Raw genomic sequence first — 17,183 nt, 5'->3', positions numbered from 1 at the left:
AACATATTTTTTTGAACAAACTGAATTAAACGCAACAGTTTGTCATTTTGCCGATATAATAAGCCTTCGGCGTCGGCATAATTCTTTAGGACCAATCCGAGCTGGTGATGAAAGCATCATTTTGATTGAGGTTTCAATCAGGGAAATTCCCTATTAGATGTTCACTTACGGCGGTATCCGTGCGCTGACTATATCAAACCTTGCAGCATCTGCCTATGGGCTAAGCTTAGATTTCTTGTGAAAAAACTAAGCTAATCGGTCATTTATTAATCAAATTTAGCAAAATTTCAGGTTTAAATATTAGTATGAATTCTACACAGCAATGGCAAAGTGTCACTTGGTTTGAGGTGGATGAACATCAAGCAGGACAGCGAATTGATAATTTCCTGTTTTCGCGTTTAAAGGGTGTACCTAAGAGTCGTATTTATCGTTTGATTCGTGAAGGTCAGGTTCGTGTAAACAAAAAACGTATTAAAGCTGAGACCAAATTAGAGATTGGAGATCAGATTCGTGTTGCACCTATTCGCTATGAACAAAAGGATGAAACAGCTGCTCCTGTGAGTGATGGTGTAGCACAGAGCCTACTTAGCCGTGTGGTCTATGAAGATGAAGGACTGTTAGTCATCAATAAACCATCAGGTATTGCTGTACATGGCGGTAGTGGTGTGGCGTATGGTTTGATTGAGGCTTTACGCGCAGCGACAGGTAAAAAATATTTAGAACTAATTCACCGCATTGACCGTGATACCTCTGGTCTGGTCATGATTAGCAAAAAACGTAGTACTTTAAAGCTGCTACAAGATATGTTGCGTGAGCACAAAATTCGTAAGACTTATGCGGCAATTGTAAAAGGTCAGGTGAGTCTCGATAAACAACTCATTGATGCCCCTTTATTTCGTTATGAGTTAGCCAATGGCGAGCGTCGTGTACGTGTGTCTAAAGAAGGTAAACCGAGTAAAACCGAATGGGTTGTTGCAGAGCGTTTTAAAAATGCCACTTTGGTTCATGCATCGCCGTTATCAGGTCGTACCCATCAAATTCGTGTACATGGTTTAAGTATTGGACATCCGTTGTTGGGTGATGATAAATATGGACATACCACTGAGTACACAGGTCCGCAGGCACGACGTTTATGTTTACACGCGATGCGTTTAGATATTCCGGGTTATCCACCGATTGAAGCGCCGTTACCGGAAGACATGACCCAGTTATTAAAGGCTTTGAGAGTAGCAAAATGAGTCTGAAAACCGAATTAGTAATTTTTGACTGGGACGGAACTTTATATAACTCTGTTGGCCAGATTGTTGCGAGCCTACAACATGCAGCAGAGCAACATGAATTGTCTCTAAGCGATGAAGCTGCAAAAAGTATTATTGGGTTAGGCTTGCCTGAGGTGATGCAGACCTTATTTCCAGAAGCGCCAGAATTGCATGACTCGATCTTAAAGGCATATGGCGATCACTATATTGCGAACTCGACTAGTGACGCATGGTTTGAAGGTATTTCTGAACTACTCCATGATTTAAAAGCCCAAGGTTTAAAGCTTGCAGTTGCAACGGGTAAAAACCGCCGTGGGTTAGACCGTGTAATCGCAAAAACACAAAGTACTCATCTTTTTGATGTGACTCGGGCAGCCAACGAAACACGTTCAAAACCAGATCCGCTCATGCTGCAGGAAATATTGACTGTAACTGGTGTGAATGTTGAGCAAGCGGTTATGATTGGTGACAGCAGCTATGATCTTGAGATGGCACAGCGTTTAGGGATGCCGCGTATTGGAGTAGGCTATGGCGTACATTCGGTTGAAGTTCTGCAAAAGTTTCAACCTTTAACGATTGCTAAAGATGTACAAGAGCTTCACAGCTTTTTGAGAGGGTATACTCAGTTACCTACTGTAGATGTCGCTTAAATTGAAATAGTATTAAAGAGGGAATACGTTCCCTCTTTTTTTAAGCTGAATAACAAAACAATAAGAAGAGAAAAATGAGCCGTTCAATTCGTCTATTAAATCTTTTACAACAGCTCCGTGAAGCCCGTTACCCAATCACAGCACAAGTCTTGGCTGAAAGCTTAAACATTAGTGTTCGAAGTGTCTATCGAGATATTGATAGCTTACGTGAGCAAGGTGTAAGAATTGATGCCTCAGCAGGCTTGGGTTTTCAGCTTAAAGAAGACATCTTATTACCACCGGTTACTTTTAATGAGAATGAAGCCGAAGCTCTATTTTTAGCTTTAGAGTGGTTGAAAGACGTTCCAGATCAGGCAATGAAATCGGCAGCCGTTTCAATCTACTCTAAACTTTATGCAGTTCTACCCGAGCACCGGAAATATTTGATCGATGACATGACGCTAGGCGTTACACATTACTGGCATCCGGTTGATGAAGCTTTAGTAGAACAAGTACGTTTAGCGATTCGTAAACAAGTAAAAATAAAAGTCGATTATTGCGATGAACAAAAACGGTTAAGTAAACGTTCACTTTGGCCTTTTGCTTTAGGGTATTTACATGACAAAGTTGTACTTGCTGCTTGGTGTGAATTACGGCAGGCATTTCGCCATTTTCGGATAGATCGTATCCATGACTTGCAAATGAGTGAGGAAATATATCCTGAATTTAAAAAACATCTGTTTCAAAGATGGTGGAAACAAGAAATGCAAAGGACTACTGACAAAAACTGACAAAAGTTATTTGTAAACTAGGAACTACGATAAACAAGGAGCAATAAGAATGAGCCTTAAACTTTATACTAACAAAGAGTCACGTGGTGTAGTTATTGACTGGCTTTTGGTCGAGTTGGGTGTTGAATGTGAACGAATTGAAGTCGCATATAAGACCGAGATGAAATCGCCTGAATATCTAAAACTTAATCCTTTTGGAAAAGTACCGGTATTGGTAGATGGCGATGTCGTGATTTATGAGTTGGGTGCAATCTGTGCTTATTTGGCTGATAAGTTTAGTGATAAAGGTTTGGCACCAGCCTTGAATGATCCGAAACGTGGTTTGTACTATCGTTGGTTATTTGTGATGGCGGGCCCTTGGGAAGCTGCAGGTGTTGATAAAGCTTTAGGCATAGAAGTATCACCTGAGCAAAAAATGTTTGTTGGCTATGGCGATTACAACGATGCTTATCAAGCTTTAGTTCAGGGATTGAGTGAAGCGAATCCGTATGTATGTGGTGAGCAATTTACCGCAGCAGATGTAAGTGTGGGAGCAATGCTTTTATGGCAGTTAAAAATGAATGCGATTGAATCACATCCTGCTATTACCCGTTATGTTGAAACGATCAAACAGCGTGAAGGCTTAAAACAAAGTACTATGGGGCAACTGCTGTAAACCTAATATTCTTAAAAGTCACCCAAAAGGGTGGCTTTTTTATTTTCAAATAAAGATTTTAATTGGTAAGAAAGCCAGCAGCAACGTTAATGCAGATCGCTAAAATGGTGGTATTAAATCCAAAAGACAACACAGCGTGAAATAAGTTTAAAAGACGCATGTGCTTGTTGGTAATCGACACATCCGCAGTTTGAGCAGAAGTACCAATAATATAACTAAAATATAGAAAATCAGGATAAGTTGGCTGTTTTGTACCAGGGAAATCTAACCCTCCATTTTCCTCATTTCTAGATAGAGCCATATAAAAATCATGGGCATAATGTAGAGCAAAAACGGTATGCATAAAAAGCCATGCAGACACAATGGTGAGTAAAGCTAAAGCCACATGACCTAACTTTGCAGAACTGTCGGAAGGGAGTTGTGACAGTTGAATTAAAATAGCAACCAAACACATGATTAATGCTAATAAAACAATCAGCATAATGACCCATTTGCTTTCATCTTGTTTTTTAGCTTGCTGTTGCATTTGTGAATGGTCGGCACTTTTCATGAGTTGCCAAACATGTAGTAAATATATGCTAACGGAAGCATTCCAGCTGACTAATAAAATAGTTGACCACTTCCATGATGTTAACCATGTCAAAATACCGGCTGTGACAATACCTATGAATAAAGCAATAAAGAAATGTGGGCGGTTTTGTACACTACGTCCTAGATGTTGAAATACGCCAACCATTTTCCTAGTCTCCTTTATTATACGGGAAATATATTATTTTTTATTAAATGGTGAAAATAATATATGGTTTTATATAGATTTTATTTCAATTCTTTTCATTTATATTCATGAGATATTTAATTTTACCTATTAGGTAAAATAGGACATTACCGTGGATTAAACTGTTTATAAAAAGTATAAAATAAATAAAAGGAATATTTATTTATACTTTTTTATAAAGATGATCTTATTAATCATGCGCTTAATAATAAAATTATTCGTAATAATTAAGCGTGGTTTAAGTTTTTATCTAAATGAAATACTTTCGTGAGCTGGTCAATGAATTTTTGAACGCCTAAAGACTGTGAGTTTTTACGATAGTTTACGAATAAATCAAGTGTTGGTAAGTCGACATCAAGTGGACGAACTATCGTATTTTTGATGCCTAAAGGCGCAACATAGGCAGGTAAAATTGTACAGCCTAATCCAGAACCAAGAGAGTTAATATTGAATAATATACTGTCTGCTTTTTGAACAATATTCAGTTCGATGTTATGAGTTTTAGCGAAATCTAAAATGGTGTTATGTAAGGTTTGTGATTGTTCGGCTGCCGGAATGATAAAGTCAATACCTTGTAAGGCATGGACTGGGATTCGATCATATTGAGCAAGTGGATGATTTTTAGGAAGTAAGAAAATCAGGGGTTCAGTTAAAACAAATTGGCTTTGTATTTCATCACTATCTGTATTTTCACGGGTAAACGTAATGTCCAGCTCTCCTTTTTTTAAGGCTTTAAGCTGTTCAGTATTGTTTAAATTAGATAGTTCAATAGTAAGGTCTGGGTATTGTAGTCGCAGATTAGGAAGCACATAAGGGAAAATTTTCATTTCTGCGATGGGAACGAAACCGATACGTAACAATTGCTGTTTAGCCTTAGAAACTTGTCGTGCCATAGCGACCGCTTTTTCAGCCTGAGCGAGGGTGAGTCGAGCATGTTCTAAAAATACTTCGCCTTCTTCTGTTAACTCAACTTTGCGTTTTGTGCGGTTTAAAAGTCGTACACCAACGTCTTCTTCTAAATCTTTAATTTGTTGGCTAAGAGAGGGCTGTGCGGTAAAAAGTTTAAGAGCGGCTTTACTAAAATTTAATTCTTCAGCAACGGTAATGAAATATCGGAGATGGCGTAGTTCCATAAGACTAATCCAAAAAATGTCTTACTATGATTTAAGTGAAGTATAAAGCATAAATAGATATAGCGTGAAGGTGATTTAGGTATTTATAAAATAAATGGAATTTTAATTTTCATTAAAGATTTAATATAGGAATATAAGCTCTAATAATTCATAAAATATATTAATAATTAAATAATAAATACATTATTTTTAATTAATCAAAGAATTTTCTAAAGGATTTAAATATTCATTTAAGAAATTCTCATATTATGCAAAAACTAGAATAATAAAATAAATTTATAACCTAGAGGTCGCTAAGATCTACCCAAATGTAATTGTTACCAAATATATTGTTTTTATTGCACAGAAGAATCTTAAGTTAAAAATTACGGGTGACAAAGATGAAATAGACAGGTTCTATGGCGGCTTTTCGTCATCTTCTAATTGTTATGTTATACAAGAAGTCTTAGTAAGAATGGTAATTACTGACGCATAAACTCAACACATCTAAGTGTTTTTTATGGCACTCTAATTTAACTTAGGTTGGCTATGACCACGATAAAATGGATATTTATATGATAAATAAGTGTAAGTGCCATAGCTTAATTTGTTTTAATCGTTAAGATAGAAACCTGATCACATCCATTCTGCTGATGCTAAAACATAGAAAAGCCCATGAAAGACAAGCCGACATTAACATATCAATTGCCGACTCAGTCCTGTTGGACGCATACATGGATAAAACCTCCTTTTTGTCATCCCGAGTCTGGGCATGAAACGGATACACGTTTTTATAATCAACAACCTAAATCACCTGCTCGTGGCTCAAAAGAGTTATTGCGTTGGTTGGTTACGCGTGAGTCTTTTACATGGAAAGTGGATATTCAAAATGAATATGAAACCCGTGTAAATACGGCTGTAGCTTTGCCGCAAAATCGACCTCATGCAGATCTGGATGATTGGCAAGTTTGGTTTGTTGGGCATGCAACGGTATTGGTTCAGATTGGTCCTTATAACTTTATTACCGACCCAGTGTGGTGTGATTATGCAAGTCCTTCACAAGGGCGTGGCCCACGCCGTGTATGCCCAGCAGGTTTTGCACTAGAACAATTACCGACGATTCATGGAGTTTTGCTCAGCCATAATCATTATGACCATATGGACTTGGCGACACTTGAATGGCTACATAAAAAATTCGCAATGCCAATTTACACTGGACTCGGGAATGGTTTTTATCTACCTAAAGAGTTTCATGTCATTGAGATGGATTGGTGGCAAGAAATTCCTTATCACGAATTAAGAATAATCTATACACCTGCACAGCATGGTTCAGGCCGTGGTTTACGCGACCAGAATAAGGCACTTTGGGGCGGCTTTTCGGTTGTGGCTAAAACAGGTCATTGTTTCTTTGCGGGTGATACCGGTTATGCGGGTCATTTTAAGCAAATACATGCCCGTTATGGCGCACCGCGAGTAGCTTTACTTCCAATAGGTGCGTATGAGCCACGTGAATTGATGAGCTATGTTCATATGAACCCGCAAGATGCGCTACATGCGCACTTCGATTTACAGGCTCATCGTTCTATTGCGATTCATTATCGAACTTTCCAGTTGACTGATGAAGACCGAGAAGACCCAGAGCATGCTCTAGCACAGGCAATTAAAGCTTCTTCAAAGCTTGCAAATCCTTTTTATTGCATTCGGGAAGGACACAAACTGACTGTTTAAAAAACGATGCTTGATATTAAAAAAGCCAGTTCAAATTGAACTGGCTTTTTACCATTTTGGCTTAAATTAAGCTAAGTCAAAACGATCAAGATTCATGACTTTAGTCCATGCAGCAACAAAGTCTTGAACAAATTTTTCTTTACCATCTGCCTGAGCATAAACTTCGGCTAATGCACGTAAGATTGAGTTTGAACCGAAGACTAAATCATTACGTGTTGCGGTAAATTTTACTGCGCCTGTTTTACGATCTTTGCCTTCAAAGACTTCGCTTGTTGAGTCAACAGGTGCCCATGCAGTAGACATGTCGAGTAAGTTCGTAAAGAAGTCTGTGCTGAGTACACCAACTTGCTGAGTGAATACACCGTGTTGTGAGCCATCCCAGTTGGTGCCCAGTACACGTAAGCCACCAATCAATGCAGTTAACTCTGGTGCAGTCAAAGTCAGTTGTTGTGCTTTATCAATTAATAATGCCTCAGTTGTTGCGCTGACTCCTTCTTTTTTCCAGTTTCTAAAACCATCAGCAAGGCCGAGCAATAATTGGAAAGATTCGACATCAGTTTGACTTTGTAATGCATCAACACGACCAGGGGCAAATGGAACGCTAATATTGAAACCTGCCGCTTGAGCAGCTTGCTCTACACCAACGTTACCTGCAAGCACGATTAAATCAGCTAATGATAATTGAGTAGAAGCTTTGAGTTCTTCAATTTTAGTTAAAGTCTCAACTGCTTTTTTATTTACGTCCCATTCACGTTGTGGTGATAAAGCAATACGTGCTCCGTTTGCACCGCCACGCTTGTCTCCACCACGGAAAGTTGATGCCGAAGCCCAACCAAGGGAAACTAGCTCACCAGCAGATAGTCCTAATGCAACAATTTTTGCTTTTGCATCATCAATACTGGCAGTAGACGGTATAGCACTAGCAGCAGGTAATGGGTCTTGCCAAATTAAATCTTCAGCCGGAACCTCAGGACCTAAATAACGTGCTTTTGGACCCATATCACGGTGAGTTAACTTGAACCAAGCGCGAGCAAAAGCATTGGCAAAGGCTTGTGGATCGTTAAGGAAACGACGAGAGATCTTTTCAAACTCAGGATCAAAACGTAAGGTCAAATCTGTAGTAAGCATTGTTGGCTTACGTTTAACTGATGGGTCGAATGGATCTGGAATGATTGCCTCAGCATCTGCTGCTACCCATTGAATTGCACCAGCAGGTGAGCGCTCTTGTACCCACTCGTATTTGAATAGGTTTTCAAAGAAGTAGTTGCTCCATTGTGTTGGTGTTTGTGACCAAATCACTTCTAAACCTGAAGTGATCGCATCTTTACCAACACCAGTGCCAAAACTGTTTGACCAGCCAAAGCCCATTTGTTCAATTGATGCTCCCTCAGGATCAGCCTGAACATGGTCAGCAGAGGCAGCACCATGGGTCTTACCTAAAGTATGACCGCCCGCGATTAAGGCAACAATTTCTTCATCATCCATTGCCATATTGCCGAAAGTCGCGCGAATAAATGGTGCAGCTGATTTAGGGTCACCGCTGGCTTGTGGGCCTTCAGGGTTTACATAAATTAGACCCATTTCGGTTGCAGCTAGATTGCTGCCTTCCAATGCTTCAGAGTTGCGATGAGCTAACCATTCTTTTTCATCGCCCCAGTTTACGTCGTTGTCTGGTTCCCAAACATCTTCACGACCTGCACCAAAACCGAAGGTGCGGAAACCCGAAGATTCAAGTGCGATGTTTCCAGCAAGAATAAATAAATCTGCCCATGATATTTTTTGACCGTATTTTTGTTTAACTGGCCATAGCAAGCGGCGTGCTTTATCTAAGCTTGCATTGTCAGGCCAACTATTTAATGGCGCAAAACGTTGCTGACCACGACCAGCACCACCACGGCCATCGCCCATACGATATGTACCGGCAGCATGCCACGCTAAACGAATAAATAAGCCTGTATAATTTCCCCAGTCGGCTGGCCACCAATCTTGAGAATCGTTTAATACATTTTTGATATCAGCTTTGAGGGTGTAGTAGTCGAGTTTTTTAAATTCTTGACGGTAATTAAATTCTTTACCGAGTGGGTTAGAGCGTTCTGAATGTTGATTGAGTAGGTCGACGCGTAGTTGTTTTGGCCACCAGTGTAAACTAGGCGTGCCACCACCGACCGTTACTTCTGGTTTTGATTTATGGCCTGAAAAAGGGCATTTTGATTCATCTGACATGGTTATATTCTCTCTGGGTAATAATTATTGAGCTCTTCGTAAAAATGTTAGGGCTCATTTTCCTGGACTTCTGGTTTAAAAACTCATGTTTACTAAATAAAGAAATGGGAGAACAAATGGTGAGAGAAACCGTTTAAAAGTCTTTTCACTGAGATGTCGGCCATTATATTTTATTTAATAATGCATCAGATTCCTTTACTTGTTATTCCTCCAATTTACTGCATGAAGGTTAAAAAACAAGAGGAAAAATAAGATGAAACTTGTAAATAACGATGCATAGAATTACCTCTTCAATTGTTGGAACAACGTAAGATCTTTTAATAACGCTCTGTAAATATACTAGGAGTAGGAGTCTTATTTTTCAAATGGATTAAACTGTCAATATTGATTTAAAAAACCGATTGTACGTTTATTTAAAAGATTAAGATGGGGGAGCAATGGTGAGATGAAATTTTTATATTTAATTGTAGTAGAAGCGAGCTCAAAGGAATAAAGGAGAGCATTGCTCTCCTTTATTGTTTATATATTAAACATTTACGATTCGATTCGATTTAACCATATCAGCTAAACCGTGAGTTTTAAAATAGTACTCAAGCCAACTTTTCACGATGAGTGGATTATTCATTTTCATGACATCATCCAGCAATTTTTGTGCATCTGTCATTGGTACATGACAAATTGCTTTTCGTACACGCAAAATATTACTCGAGCTCATTGAAAGGGTATTAAAGCCCATTGCCATGAGCAGGATTGCTGATAATGGATCACCTGCCATTTCACCACAAATACTGATAGGTTTTTTATATTCATGGCATTCTTTAACTAAGCGAGTTAGCGCACGTAGAATGGATGGATGGAAGTGTGAGTAAACGTTAGCCACATGTGGATTATTACGGTCAACTGCAAGTAAATACTGTGTTAAGTCATTTGAACCGACCGAGAAGAAATCGACGAGTTCAGCAAACTCATCAATTTGTAGCAGTACGCTCGGCACCTCAACCATAATTCCAATTTTTGGTTTGGTAATTTTAACTTGCTCTTCTTCTTGCACAGCAATCCAGTCACGCTCAAGTAAATAAAGTACTTCTTCGACTTCACTGACTGTAGTGACCATTGGCAATAAAATATGCAAATTATTTAAACCAATACTGGCTTTGAGCATGGCGCGAATTTGCGAAGAAAAAATCTCGGGATGATCAAGCGTGAAACGAATACCACGCCAGCCTAATGCCGAGTTTTCTTCTTCAATACTGAAATAAGGCAAGTCTTTATCGGCACCAATATCCAGTGTTCGCATCACCACAGGTTTGTTGGCAAAGTGACTCAACTGTTGACGGTAGATTGCGCGTTGTTCTTCTTCACCTGGGAAACGTTCCCGTAACATGAATGGAATTTCACTTCGGTATAGACCGACACCTTGAGCACCACGTTGTACTCCGCGTACTACGTCAATCATGAGGCCTGTATTTACATAGAGCTGAACAGACACACCATCTGGAGTAATCGCTTCTTTGGTCTCGTATTGTTTGAGATCTTTTGCGATTTGCTCATCTTCTTTTTGGATTTCTTTATAGCGTTGGCGTAAACGACGTGGAGGGTTTACAAAAACACGGCCCTGATAGGCATCCACAATCATTTCTGCATCATCAAGTGTGTTCACTGGTAGTTCAGTTACACCAACTACAGTTGGAATACCTAATGCACGAGCAACAATCACCATATGTGAGTTGGCTGCACCTTCGGATGTCACAATCGCTGCAATATTGTCTACTGGCAACTCTACAAGTGCCGCAGTACTAATCTCTTCACCAATTAAAATACTGTCTGGACTCAGGTCACGATGGCTAGAGTCTTCTTCTTGCAAAGAGGCTAAAATACGTCGCCCTAAATCTTTAAGGTCGGAAACTCGTTCACGAAGATAGTCATCTTCCATCTGTGCAAATAGGGCAGTGTGTTTTTCAATGACACGACGTACTGCACCTTGTGCCCAATGTCCATCACGGATAAGTTCTTTAATTTCTGCTGGTAATGCATTTTCATCTAGCATTCTTAAGAAAACACTAAATAAAGCGCGTTCCTCAGCCATTAAAGAATCATGCATTTTTTCATCCAGAGAACGAATCTCTGAACGTACTGATGAAATGGCTTGATCTAAAATTCGAAGTTCATCGCTAATATCTTCTGCTTCACGATCAGGCACAGAACCCAAATCGGCAGGTGGATATAAAATAATAGCGCGACCTAAAGCAACACCGCCTGCACCTGAAGCGCCTTGAAAGGTTTTGTAGGCAGGTCCATTACTCGGCTTACGAAATACGTCAATATTACCCACTGCATGAGCATGAGCAATAACGCCAGAAAGCTGAGCACACAGTGTAACTAAAAAGGACTCGGCAGCTTCACTAAAATCTTGAGGAAGTTTATTTTGGACAACCAAAACGCCCATAACCTTACGACGATACATGACTGGTACGCCGAGGAAAGAGTTATAAATTTCTTCGCCTGTTTCAGGTAAATACAAGAACCGCTCATGTTTTGGCGCATTGTCAAGGTTAACGATTTCTTCGCGTTGCCCGACCAGACCGACCAAGCCTTCACCGAGTTGTAAAGAAACATGGCCTACAGATTCTGGATTTAAGCCTTTAGAGGCCATTAATACATAACGCTGATTGCGTTCATCGAGTAAATAAATAGAGCAAACATCCACTTTCATGGCCTCAGCAACCTGATTAACCATGATGTCTAATGATTCATGCAAACTGACGGACGCATTAACCTCTTGGACAATGCGCCGTAGAGTGTCGAGTTGCATGTTTGACATGGATGTATACTCCAGTATTTTTTTAGACTATGAATGTATTTATAACAGCACTTTTAATAAAAATCATTTGCTAGATAAATGATTTTTAGGGTAATTGTTGCATCGGCAACTGTGTACACAACTCCACCATGGCTTTACGATAAACATCACGCTTGAAGTTCACCACTTGTCCAAGAGGATACCAATAGCTAACCCACTGCCATTCATCGAATTCGGGCGGGTCGGAGAGGTTTAACTGAATATTTTTTGCAGGTGCAGTTAACTTCAGTAAAAACCATTTTTGTTTCTGTCCGATACATACGGGGTCAGAGTCTGACCGAATGTACCGATGTGGCAAACGATAACGCAGCCATCCTTTGGTTTGCGCAATAATCTGGACATGTTCGGGCAATAAGCCGATTTCTTCTCTCAGTTCTCGAAAAAGTGCCTGTTCAGGGGTTTCTCCAAACTGGATGCCTCCTTGTGGAAATTGCCAAGCATTGTGACCAATGCGCTTTGCCCATAAAACCTGTCCATCATCGTTTGCCAAAATGATCCCGACATTCGGTCGGAAACCTTCTGAATCGATCATTTGGCTACCTAAATATTGTCTATATCGTTGACTTTAATCGCGGGGACAAACACTTTTTTATGTCCAGCTCGAAAAGATCAAAGTAAAATGTTTAAATTGCTACGATCTTAACGAATTTCTATCGACTAGCGGAGATAGATTTACATTTTTTTTCTTAAATTTCAGTTTAAACGAGAATTTTCATGAAACTGGCGTTGTTTGATTTAGACCATACCTTGTTAAATACCGATTCAGACCATTCTTGGGGTGAATTTTTAGTCAATGAAGGTTTGGTTGATCCGGTTCATCATCGTCAGATGAATGATAAATTTTATGAAGATTACAAAGCAGGGCAACTTGACCCATATGCTTATAATGAATTTGTTTTCGGATTTTTAACGCAGCATGACAATGACTACTTAACTGAGCTCCACCAATTGTTCATGCAAAAAGTCATTCGTCCGCAAATGCGTCCAAAAGGTTTTGATGCAATCAAAAAACATCAAGATTTAGGCCATACTATTGTGGGTATTACGGCAACGAGTGATTTTATTACTGCGCCGATTTTCCGTGAATTTGGGATTACCGAAATTTTAGCAACCAATGCTGAAGTGGCTGACGGAAAATATACGGGTAAAGTTGCTGGTTTAGCGTGTTATCAAAAAGGCAAACTTGCACGTCTAGATGCATGGTTGGAAGGCCGTAACGTGTCTGAGTCTTGGGCGTATTCCGATTCAATTAATGACCGTTTTTTACTTGAATATGCAACTCATGCGATTGCAGTAAACCCTGATGATCGCCTTGAAAAGCTGGCCCAAGAACACAATTGGGACATTCAGGACTGGTCGATTTAAAATTGTGGAGTTGGAAGAACAGTTTAAAAAGTTTTGAGGTCTTCCAACTCTTAATTATATTTAAAATCATTTTTTAATATCTCTTATAAATCTTAGCTAAAAACAGATATTGCTATGATTAATAAAATAAATTCTATCTTGGCAAAGATTTCAGAATATAAAAAAATTTAATTTAAAAATGAGGAAATAATGTCAAAAACAGCACAAATTAAATTACCAAAACAACTTTGGAATGATGAAAGTATTGATTTAACACGTCATAGCTATCAGGGGAAATTACTTAATAAAAGCGAAGGTTTCAAATTAGGTAAGGCTCAACGTAAAAAAGTTCCACGTGAACAGCTATCAAAGCTTTCTGAACGACCAAAAGGTACAACTGCTTTAACGGTCTATGATTGGAGTAACCAAGGACGTTTAGAAAAGCTCAAGCCGATTCGTGCAAAACGGATGAGTGTTTCTCCATTTACATTTTATCGTGGCATGCCTTCTTTGATGCTATTTGACCAAGCGTGGGAGCAGACAAATTCAGGCTTATTTCAACAGATTTGTGGTGATTGTCATTTAAGTAATTTTGGTGGTTTTGCAAGTCCAGAACGTAATTTGTTATTTGGAATTAATGATTTTGACGAAACTTTAGTTGCCTCGTTTGAATGGGATGTAAAGCGCTTAGCAACCAGTTTTGTGATCGCGGCGCGTGATATTCATCTTGCAGAGAAAGTCGGATTAAAAGCAATTAAAATAATGCTGAATAGTTATCGTCAGCACTTATTAGAAATTACAGAACTTTCACCACTCCAAGTTTGGTATGAAAAAGTTGATGCCAGTACATTATTAGAAAATACTGAGTGTCGAAAACTAAGAAAGAAACGCGAGAAGCATCTCGATTCAGCACAGAAAAGAACTGCGTACTCTGTTTTGCCAAAGCTTACCCAGCAAGATCAAGATACAGGGTTTCGTCATTTTGTGGATGATGCGCCGTTATTATGGCATCCAAGTATGGATGAGCCATTTGGTAAAGATGTTGATGTATTTTTTCAAAAATACCGTGATTCTTTGAAATATGATCGCCAAGTGCTTTTTGATCGTTATCAACGTACAGATGTAGCTTTGAAAGTAGTGGGTGTTGGAAGTGTTGGTACACGATCAGCGATTGCATTATTTCAAGATGCAGATCGGGAACCGTTAATTTTACAAATGAAAGAAGCGAATCCATCAATTCTCAGCCCGCTATTTGTAGACAAGGTAAATCACGAAGGTGAGCGTGTAGTGCATGGTCAGCAGCTCATGCAGGCCGCAAGTGATATATTTCTTGGATTCTCTTCCATATCAAATCAACATTTTCATGTACGTCAGTTACGTGATATGAAAATTTCGGTTGATCTTAGTGACATGGATGATGAGTATTTCTATGAGTATGCCGAAAGTTGTGGTTTAGCCTTAGCTCATGCCCACGCTAAATCTGGAAATGCAGATGTACTTATGGGATATCTTGGCGAAGGTAATACGATAGTAGAAGTATTACAAACGTATGCAGAAGAATATGCAGAACGTAATCTAAATGACTATGACCAATTTATGAATGAAGTTGCAGATGGTAAGATTCAGCTCGCTGGAGATGATGCACTTTAATAATAAATATGCTGCTACAGATGACAGGAAATAATTCGAAAGGTTAGAGAAAAAATGTTTAGTAAAATTATGTCTGGTTTGGGTCTTCAAGGTGTGACGGTAGAAACTGTTTTACAGAACCCAAGCTTGCAAGCAGGCAGCACATTGCATGGAGAAATTAGCTTTAAAGGTGGAGCATCTGATAAAGAGATTAATGGTCTTTATTTGCAATTAGTGACGATGGCAGAAGTCGAATCCGGTGATCATGAGTTTAACCAACCTTTAGTTTTACAAGAGTGGTTAGTGAACTCTCGATTCCTCTTGCCAGCACATCAAGCGCATTCTTTCCCTTTTAGTATTCAACTACCATTTGAGACACCGATTACTGAGGTTGCTTGTCGAAGAAATGGTGCACGTGTTTGGATTCAAACCCATATGGATGTTGATTGGGGATTAGATGCAACTGATCGTGATTATCTAAAGGTTCTGCCAACTCCAGCCATGCAAATGTTTCTACAGGCTATGCAGCGATGTGGCTTTGTTTTATCGACAGTAGATGTAGAAAAAGGGCAGCTGACTGCGCGAAATTTTAGATCAACGATTGGTTGTTACCAAGAGCTTGAATTTGTCTCTTCACATATGTTTAGCGGATTTAATGAGGTTGAAGTTTCTTTCGTTGCTGAACCTAATCAAACTCACGTTATGCTTGAAGTAGACCGCCATTTTCGATCAGATCAGCTATTAACGATGACGATTCCCCATCATATGCTTGATGAAAACCAAATGGTGCAACAAATTAGAAGCCTCTTAAAGCTTGGATAAATTAAATTCGAGTAGATGCTTAGATGAGAGTCTTTTATGCATCCTGCATCATTTTAATCAACTCCTGCATGGCTCTAGATTGAGTGCGTGCAGGATGCCAAACCATACCTAATTGACGATTCATCTCAACATTCAAATCAAGCTGCTGCATATCCTGATTCAACAGAGTTTTTGGTAAAACTGACCAACCCAAACCAATTGACACCAACATGCGAATAGACTCAAGAGGGTTATTGCTCATGGTAATTTTGGGTTTAAGTCCTTGTTTTTCAAACTCAGCTAAAGTGATTTGAGCAGTATAAGTTTGTGCAGCGGGTAATAAGCTTGGATATTCAATTAAATCTTGTAAGGTGAGATTCTTTTTTTGTGCCAACGGATGAAAAGGGGCCGCAACAAAAACTAAAGGATCATTCCAAATTGTAATATAGTTAAGACGCTCATCTCCTGAAGGAGGAAGCGTTAAAAATGCGAGTTCTAGATCACCAGCCAGTACTTGTTCATGAGCTTGCTCTGAATCAACAAAATGCACATCTAAAGTAACCTGAGGAAATTGCTGAACAAAATGCTTAAGTGGTGCAGGTAAATGATGCAAACCAATATGATGACTCGTACCGACTTTTAAGCGGCCTTGTACCTGAGTTTGTTCATGGCTCAGCGTATGGTGAATATCACCCAGCTCATTTAACCAGTTTTTAACTTTAGGAAGTAATGAATGTGCAGCATGAGTTGCCTGAACACCTCGGCCTGCAGATTCAAATAGTTTTACGCCAAAATATTCTTCTAAACTGTGAATTCGTTTGGTAACGGCAGGTTGAGTAATAAATAACTGATCTGCTGCCACAGAGATAGACCCTGTTTCCATAACTTTTACAAAAGCTTCAAAGGCTGCAAGATTCATAATACAACTCAACTTGGAATAGAAAAATCGAGGGGCTAAAGTTGCCGAGCCAAAATCGTATCATGCTTGCAGCAAAACGAGTGAGAAAGTTATGAATTACCGCACTAATCTTAGCCTAAGCTGTTGTTTCTTTTTCAGCTAAGGCTGATATGCGGCGATCTTTAGCAGCCCAAACTTTTTCATGGAAGAAAAAAGCAAAAGCTTGTACGGTTGGTTCAAGCATACTTAATGTTAAAGCCATCCAGATATTACCTGTTACAAAGTATGCGACTAGCATTGCGACAGTAATATGCATAATGTAATAGCTTAAGGTTTTCTTTAAGGTACGTTGATTATTTATAACGAATTTTTGGATATTAGCCATGATCATTCTCTTTAGCCACTTTAGATATTTTTAGTATAGGCATTAGAGTATAAGATTAAAAATTGATTATGCAAATGATAATCATTAACAAAAA

15 protein-coding genes are annotated in these 17,183 nt (G+C 39.1%); 8 read left to right on the top strand and 7 right to left on the bottom strand.

The features are described from left to right. Window positions 1-305: 305 nt before the first annotated feature. The 4 genes from F928_RS19825 to F928_RS19810 all read left to right on the top strand — a co-directional run bounded on the left by F928_RS19825 (window position 306) and on the right by F928_RS19810 (window position 3,334). Window positions 306-1,238, top strand: coding sequence for an RluA family pseudouridine synthase (locus F928_RS19825; protein ID WP_005079237.1), 933 nt, complete (start codon window positions 306-308; stop codon window positions 1,236-1,238). Beyond that, entirely contained in the window at window positions 1,235-1,909 is a 675-nt protein-coding gene (gene ppaX, locus F928_RS19820) for an HAD-IA family hydrolase (protein ID WP_005079234.1), read from the top strand. The genes F928_RS19825 and ppaX overlap by 4 nt, the downstream gene beginning before the upstream one ends. Before the next feature lie 74 nt (window positions 1,910-1,983). Next, a complete protein-coding gene (locus tag F928_RS19815; RefSeq protein ID WP_005079232.1) occupies window positions 1,984-2,679 on the top strand; it encodes a helix-turn-helix transcriptional regulator in 696 nt (231 codons plus the stop codon). A gap of 49 nt (window positions 2,680-2,728) precedes the next feature. Beyond that, window positions 2,729-3,334, top strand: coding sequence for a glutathione S-transferase family protein (locus F928_RS19810; RefSeq protein WP_005079230.1), 606 nt, complete (start codon window positions 2,729-2,731; stop codon window positions 3,332-3,334). A gap of 58 nt (window positions 3,335-3,392) precedes the next feature. On the opposite strand, the gene F928_RS19805 is transcribed toward F928_RS19810, so the two are convergent. Together F928_RS19805 and hcaR are read right to left on the bottom strand one after the other, a co-directional pair. Then, window positions 3,393-4,070 carry a DUF1345 domain-containing protein gene (locus F928_RS19805; protein ID WP_005079228.1) on the bottom strand — a complete coding sequence of 226 codons (678 nt, stop codon included), beginning with the start codon at window positions 4,068-4,070 and terminating at the stop codon, window positions 3,393-3,395. Window positions 4,071-4,336: 266 nt separating this feature from the next. Continuing rightward, complete coding sequence (gene hcaR, locus F928_RS19800) at window positions 4,337-5,242, bottom strand: DNA-binding transcriptional regulator HcaR (protein WP_005079222.1); 906 nt, start codon at window positions 5,240-5,242, stop codon at window positions 4,337-4,339. Between the two features lie 654 nt (window positions 5,243-5,896). Between hcaR and F928_RS19795 the strand changes: the two genes are divergently transcribed. Next, window positions 5,897-6,949, top strand: coding sequence for an MBL fold metallo-hydrolase (locus F928_RS19795; protein WP_005079220.1), 1,053 nt, complete (start codon window positions 5,897-5,899; stop codon window positions 6,947-6,949). Between the two features lie 66 nt (window positions 6,950-7,015). Here the strand turns inward: F928_RS19795 and katG are convergent, their stop codons facing one another. From katG to nudH, 3 genes are all read right to left on the bottom strand, one after another. Further along, the gene (gene katG, locus F928_RS19790; protein WP_005079218.1) at window positions 7,016-9,172 is read right to left on the bottom strand and encodes a catalase/peroxidase HPI; all 2,157 of its coding nucleotides are present in this window, start codon (window positions 9,170-9,172) and stop codon (window positions 7,016-7,018) included. A gap of 526 nt (window positions 9,173-9,698) precedes the next feature. Beyond that, window positions 9,699-11,993 carry a phosphoenolpyruvate--protein phosphotransferase gene (gene ptsP, locus F928_RS19785; protein WP_005066019.1) on the bottom strand — a complete coding sequence of 765 codons (2,295 nt, stop codon included), beginning with the start codon at window positions 11,991-11,993 and terminating at the stop codon, window positions 9,699-9,701. A gap of 85 nt (window positions 11,994-12,078) precedes the next feature. After that, window positions 12,079-12,564 carry an RNA pyrophosphohydrolase gene (gene nudH / locus F928_RS19780; RefSeq protein ID WP_000567255.1) on the bottom strand — a complete coding sequence of 162 codons (486 nt, stop codon included), beginning with the start codon at window positions 12,562-12,564 and terminating at the stop codon, window positions 12,079-12,081. A 182-nt stretch (window positions 12,565-12,746) separates the two neighbouring features. Between nudH and F928_RS19775 the strand changes: the two genes are divergently transcribed. From F928_RS19775 to F928_RS19765, 3 genes are all read left to right on the top strand, one after another. Further along, the gene (locus tag F928_RS19775) at window positions 12,747-13,397 is read left to right on the top strand and encodes an HAD family hydrolase (RefSeq protein WP_002115098.1); all 651 of its coding nucleotides are present in this window, start codon (window positions 12,747-12,749) and stop codon (window positions 13,395-13,397) included. A gap of 189 nt (window positions 13,398-13,586) precedes the next feature. After that, complete coding sequence (locus F928_RS19770) at window positions 13,587-15,026, top strand: DUF2252 domain-containing protein (RefSeq protein WP_005079215.1); 1,440 nt, start codon at window positions 13,587-13,589, stop codon at window positions 15,024-15,026. Between the two features lie 54 nt (window positions 15,027-15,080). After that, window positions 15,081-15,827, top strand: coding sequence for a sporulation protein (locus F928_RS19765; protein WP_005079213.1), 747 nt, complete (start codon window positions 15,081-15,083; stop codon window positions 15,825-15,827). A gap of 34 nt (window positions 15,828-15,861) precedes the next feature. On the opposite strand, the gene F928_RS19760 is transcribed toward F928_RS19765, so the two are convergent. Both F928_RS19760 and F928_RS19755 read right to left on the bottom strand, forming a co-directional pair. Further along, window positions 15,862-16,725, bottom strand: a complete 864-nt coding sequence (locus tag F928_RS19760) for a LysR family transcriptional regulator (protein WP_005066023.1) — start codon at window positions 16,723-16,725, stop codon at window positions 15,862-15,864. Window positions 16,726-16,840: 115 nt separating this feature from the next. Then, complete coding sequence (locus tag F928_RS19755) at window positions 16,841-17,095, bottom strand: DUF2061 domain-containing protein (protein ID WP_005804193.1); 255 nt, start codon at window positions 17,093-17,095, stop codon at window positions 16,841-16,843. Between the last annotated feature and the right edge of the window lie 88 nt (window positions 17,096-17,183).

Origin of the sequence: Acinetobacter pittii ATCC 19004 = CIP 70.29 (assembly GCF_000369045.1) — a bacterium.
Taxonomy (GTDB): domain Bacteria; phylum Pseudomonadota; class Gammaproteobacteria; order Pseudomonadales; family Moraxellaceae; genus Acinetobacter; species Acinetobacter pittii.
The sequence above is the reverse complement of the archived record's forward strand: the minus strand, read 5'-3'. Positions and strand labels throughout refer to the sequence as shown.